Here is a 784-nt window from a genome sequence, read left to right as displayed (position 1 = left end):
ATTGATATGTTCCCACAAACTGCTCGTTGGGAAGGTATTGTGAAGTTTACAAAGAAGACGAAGTAATTTAGAGAGACCAAGACAGAAATCATTGTCTTGGTCTCTCTTTAAGTTAACGTAAAGTTAGTGTTATTACTTCTTTAAGGTTCGCGCCGTATGATTAATTATGTTGAAAGGGAGGATAACTCCTAATCAACAGCACCCATACAAACAACTACTCATATTCCGCTCGAATAATTAATTCGAGCAACCTAACTCCTATAAGATCGTCGTTTGCCCAAACGACTTGATCCGAGAAACCCGTCAGAAGCCCATCTGACGGGTTTTTTGTTTGCGATAAAAAAAGACATTATGATATATTCGCATATTTGTCGGAATAATTTGGTATATATAAAGCAAGGTAAAACATTAAAATTGGCTGGAGGTGCATGATGCAACGTTTTCGAGCGCAATGCTTTGCGGGGTTGTTCATATTCTTAGCGGCGTTGGGATTGGTTTTGCCATTACTGTTGTCTAATCGACCTGTCGTTGGCATTGATGCGTTATTTCACTTTAATCGCTTCTATGATGTTGCTGAGCAATTAAAACATGGGCAGTTTAGTTATTTTATGGCTGAGTATGGGTATCAACAATCCGGCAGAATTGTGACACCGTTGTATGGACCGTGGCTATCCTATCTCATGGGAGCATTGTTGGTTCTATTACCCAATTGGTTTTGGTTTGAAGTTGTGACGGATGTGGTGGTGTTAGTCATTGCGGGGTTCGGCATTTATCGGCTGGTTCG

1 pseudogene is annotated in these 784 nt (G+C 40.4%); it reads left to right on the top strand.

The features are described 5' to 3' along the window. Window positions 1–431: 431 nt before the first annotated feature. Window positions 432–784: pseudogene (locus WEIDD23_RS13580) on the top strand (hypothetical protein); the annotation flags it as partial.

Source organism: Weissella sp. DD23 (assembly GCF_001579105.1).
In the GTDB taxonomy this organism is placed as follows: domain Bacteria; phylum Bacillota; class Bacilli; order Lactobacillales; family Lactobacillaceae; genus Weissella; species Weissella cibaria.
The sequence above is the reverse complement of the archived record's forward strand: the minus strand, read 5'-3'. Positions and strand labels throughout refer to the sequence as shown.